Below are 4,463 nucleotides of genomic sequence, written 5' to 3'. Positions count from 1 at the left end.
CTGCTATGAAGTTCAAACGAATTCATAAACATAAAAAGCAAACAGAACGAACTGGTTTCATGAGCATGGAACTTGCTCTGGTATTACCAATATTCGGTATTGTGATGTTCGGACTTCTGGAGTTTACACTCCTGTTTTACGCACGTGCTGATGTTGTTGAAGCCAGTCGAATTGGCGCCCGCCTGGCAACACTGCCTGGTATGACCCGGCAAAATGTAGAGCAGGAAGTACTGAAAATACTTCCTCCGCAACTGGGACAAGGGGCAGTCATTCAAGCTCAACTGGGAGAACATTCGGGAGATATCGTCATGGTTGCTGTCAGCATTCCTATGACTCTGGCTTCTCCCAATCTGCTCTGGCCGGTTGGCTACGACTTAAAGGGACAAAATTTGTACTCGGAAACCAGGATGATTAAAGAGTAATTGGCAAAACGTGCCTGCTCAGAATCAACTGGTTTTAATTGGAAATAATCGTGTAGCCCTCCGACGATTTAACAGGAGGGAATGTTGGAAGCCGGGTAAGAGCCCTGCTTCATCAAGTTACGGGAGATTGATCCGGTGAAAAGCCTGACCCCTGCAAAAGTGACACTGTTGATGTTTGGCGTCTTCGGAGTTCTGATTGCAGCCTATATCGGAAAAAGATTGTTGGCGGGAAAAGATGAAGCACCGCCTGTTGCAACTCGCAACATCCCCATGGCGATCAGTGTTTTGGAACCAGGTACCCTGGTCACCGAAGAACACCTGGGGCTCGGTCCGATTGCCATCAAAAATTTGAAACCGGAAATGATGACCTCAAACAAGGTCATCGTCGGTCGAATCGTCAAAGAACGCATTGCGGCTGCGACTCCCATTTCAACGGGTCAACTTTATCCGGCTGGCGAAACGCCTCCGATTCAGGTCGAACCGGGAATGAGGGCAATCTACGTGCCTCTTGAATCTTCAGTCGATCTGGTCGATGGCTTGATTAAGCCGGGAGAATACGTTGATGTCCACATGACTCCAACAGGATTGAATAACGACAAACGTCTGAACGGTGGAATGACTCTGACTTTGTTCAATGGAGTGCGGGTAAACGCCATCAACGGGAGCTACACTCAAAACAACAGTTCCAGACGCGGAACGAACGTGACCCTCGAACTGACTCCGGAACAGGCCAATATTATGATTCTCGCCCGTGATCGCGGTGAAATCACGATGAGCTATACCCCCGAAGGCAAGGGTGACGGAGGCGTCGCCGTCAGTAGTGCAGAAAAAGCAACGCTGTATGAAATTCTGGGATTAAAAACACCTGAAGAACCAAAAGTGGAAGAACCTCCCAAACCATTCGTGATCGAAGGCTATTATGGTTCCAGCCGCAGTGTGAATCAGTTCGATAAGAACGGTTTGCGGATTGGTGATTATGACACTTTCAATCGCGGTGGTGGTGGTCGCGGATTCAACTCAGGCGGATATCTGAATCCGAACTGGGGAAATGGTGGGACACCGGACAGCGACAGTGGTTCCATCAGTGCTCCTCTCCGCCAGGCACCTGGTGCTCCAGGCAACGGAGGCGGGCCATCGGCACAACGAGACCCTCAGAATCAGAGTCCGTCTAACTCTCAAGGGGCGCCTGCAACTCAACAAGGCCCCTACGCACGTTCGTTTTCACAAAACCCTGTTGCAGGTCGTTAACAGGTCACGAAAGCAGTCACTGTTTTCCTTCTAGTCTGTTATTGATGATTGCTGAATTTAACACTCATGAAACGTTACCAGAAAACCAACATCGCAAATCCACACGCCGCCGGCAGACGAGGGGTCATCACCCCTCTGGCCGCGATCGTGCTGCTTGTTGTCATGACTGGTATCGCGTTGATTGTGAATCGGCTCTGGCTGGATGCTGCTTCGCTGGAAGTTACAACGTGTGTTGAAACGGCAGTCCTGGCAGCGGGTCACGAATTAACATCAGACGAATTATTGAAGGAAAAACCAGATTACAATTTAATGATGGATCGAGCAGAAAAGGCAGCCAATAACGCGATTACTCTCAATACGGTTGCAGGACAACACATTGGAGTACCGCTGACAAAAGGTGACAATTTACTGTTTGGCAAATCGATCCCGGTGGCTGATTCCGGTTTGAAACAATTTATTCAAACCGACTACGAGCCAACGAGCATTCAGATTAAAACCCTTCGCTCAAGTCGTATCAGTAATCCGGTAGCCGATTTTGTGTCTGACATAATACAGACAAATCCGGGAACAACCGGCGCACAGATCGAAGCGACAATCGATAATCATATTATTGGTATTCGTCCTTTTGAAAATGTTTCTGTGCCCGCCTATCCGCTGGCAATTCTGAAAAATGACCCTACCGGAAAACATACGGAAACCTGGGAGCTTCAGATTGATCAGAAAAAAGGGAAGGATGAATATCAGTTCGACCCGAAAACCCGGACGGTTACCCGGGGTTCAGATGGAATTCCGGAAATCAAACTGACGGGCAAGCCACGACGGGGAGATATTTCAGATGCAAACATGCAGATTCTGAATTTTGGTTCAAAGCATAATTCCGAGGTGATCGTTCGACAGATTTTATCGGGCCTGTCCCGGCGGGATTTGAAGCATTATCACGGCGAGCTGTTATTTGATAACGGACCGATTCAAATCCATTGCAACCCTGTGATCGAAGATGCTGAGCAGGATGCATTTCAGCAGATGATCGGTCAGTGTCGAATCTGCTTCCTGTATGACAAAGTCGAGAGTGCATCCCAATCCTACAATGGAACTGCAGACTGCACGAACATGGTGGCAGGCCGAATCATGTCCGTCAAACGACTTGAGAACCAGGCATGTGAAATCATCCTGCAACCCGGTGTCATCACATCACGTGCCGTGATTCTGGCAGCTGCAAAGCCTCCTGAACCAGACAGTAAATCTGCACCGAACACAAATAACACGACAGACAACAGCCAAGAACGTAAAAATAAATACATTTACAAGCTTTATCTGACCCAGTAAGGGCGGAGATGAAAATGGTACTACAAACCGAAACTACCGTTGCCAGTGCAACAGTCGAAGCGAAAAAAGCATTCCAGAGGCTGAAAACGCAACTGCATCGCCAGATGGTCGACGCCATCGATTTTTCCAAAGCAGGAGAACTGCCGGAAGACGATCTACGCCAGAAACTGCGTGGACTGGCAGAACATTTATGCATGCAGCAGGATATCGCGTTAGATCAGAAGAACCGTGATGTCATGGTTCGCGAGATCCTGGATGAGATCTACGGCTTTGGTCCCCTGGAACCATTAATGAGCGATCCGGATATCAGCGACGTGCTGGTAAACGGTGCCGACAAGGTGTTCATTGAACGCAACGGGGTGCTGGAACAGACTGACATCAGTTTCGCTGATGACGAGCATCTGCTCCAGTTAATTCATCGTCTGGTAGGACGTGCGGGACGACGAATCGACGAAGTGTCGCCGATGGTCGACGCCAAACTCCCCGACGGTTCCCGGTTGAATGCCGTGATACCACCTCTGGCTTTAAAAGGTCCCACACTTTCCATTCGACGTTTTCGAACCCAGGCTCTGCTGTTCGATGATATGGTTCAGATGGGATCACTGGCCCCTGATATGGCACGCTTTCTGGAAATGGCGGTTCAGGGACGTCTTAACATTCTGATCAGCGGTGGTACTGGTGCTGGAAAAACGACACTTTTGAATAACCTCAGTCGTTACATTTCAGGCAAAGAGCGAATTGTCACAATTGAACAGACGGCGGAATTGCAACTCCAGCAACCCGACGTGGTTTCGCTTGAAGCCAGACCTTCCAACATTGAAGGCCAGGGAGAAATCAATCAGCGTGACCTCTTGAAAAACAGTCTGCGAATGCGGCCCGATCGAATCATCGTTGGGGAATCTCGAGGCGGTGAGGTGCTGGAAATGCTGCAGGCCATGAATACCGGTCACGATGGTTCCATGAGTACCGTTCACGCCAACGATACCCGCGACGCTCTGGACCGGTTGGAGTTGATGATCGCGTTGTCAGGTGCGGAACTACCGAACTCGATTGCCCGGCGGTATATCGCATCGGCCGTGCACCTGTTGGTACATATTACACGACTTCCCAATGGTAAGCGAAAAGTCATGCGTATTTCGGAATTGATCGGCTTCCAGAACGGGGAATATATGGTGGAAGACCTGTTCGTTTATCGCATTACCGATGTCGATCCTCAAGGGAATGTGAACGGTGCATTTTATGCAACCGGGCACAAACCGGTTGCCATGAACTGGTTAACTCAAACTAACTTTAATGACTGCGATGATCTATTTCATGCACGCGAATTAAAGTTGGCCGATGTCCCATCAGACAAGCAGGTTGAATAGGAGATTTATCGATGGCAACAGACGCCACTATTAATACAAAAAAATCTGCAGATTCTTTTTCGGACATCCTCCGGGATCGAAATAAATACGCAATCACCGA

At 49.0% G+C, this 4,463-nt stretch carries 4 protein-coding genes; all 4 read left to right on the top strand.

Features of this window, described 5'->3' with window-relative positions; genetic code table 11:
* The coding region (locus Q0294_RS03900) for a TadE family protein (protein ID WP_366917901.1) at nucleotides 1-422 on the top strand (422 nt) is incomplete at its 5' end.
* Nucleotides 423-557: 135 nt separating this feature from the next.
* Nucleotides 558-1,670: a Flp pilus assembly protein CpaB gene (gene cpaB / locus Q0294_RS03895; RefSeq protein WP_299461121.1), complete on the top strand. Its 1,113-nt coding sequence runs from the start codon at nucleotides 558-560 to the stop codon at nucleotides 1,668-1,670.
* Between the two features lie 66 nt (nucleotides 1,671-1,736).
* Complete coding sequence (locus Q0294_RS03890; RefSeq protein ID WP_299461119.1) at nucleotides 1,737-2,996, top strand: hypothetical protein; 1,260 nt, start codon at nucleotides 1,737-1,739, stop codon at nucleotides 2,994-2,996.
* Between the two features lie 14 nt (nucleotides 2,997-3,010).
* A complete protein-coding gene (locus Q0294_RS03885) occupies nucleotides 3,011-4,363 on the top strand; it encodes a CpaF family protein (RefSeq protein WP_299461117.1) in 1,353 nt (450 codons plus the stop codon).
* The last annotated feature ends 100 nt before the right edge of the window (nucleotides 4,364-4,463 follow it).

The sequence above is a fragment of the uncultured Gimesia sp. genome (assembly GCF_937919775.1).
GTDB lineage: Bacteria > Planctomycetota > Planctomycetia > Planctomycetales > Planctomycetaceae > Gimesia.
Note: the sequence above shows the minus strand (reverse complement) of the source record. Positions and strands in the feature narration are given on the sequence as shown.

What these genes read in the sequence shown, in the direction of transcription:
- Q0294_RS03890 (WP_299461119.1), top strand. Translation starts at nt 1,737, where the DNA reads ATGAAACGTTACCAGAAAACCAACATCGCAAATCCACACGCCGCCGGC.
- Q0294_RS03885 (WP_299461117.1), top strand. Translation starts at nt 3,011, where the DNA reads ATGGTACTACAAACCGAAACTACCGTTGCCAGTGCAACAGTCGAAGCG.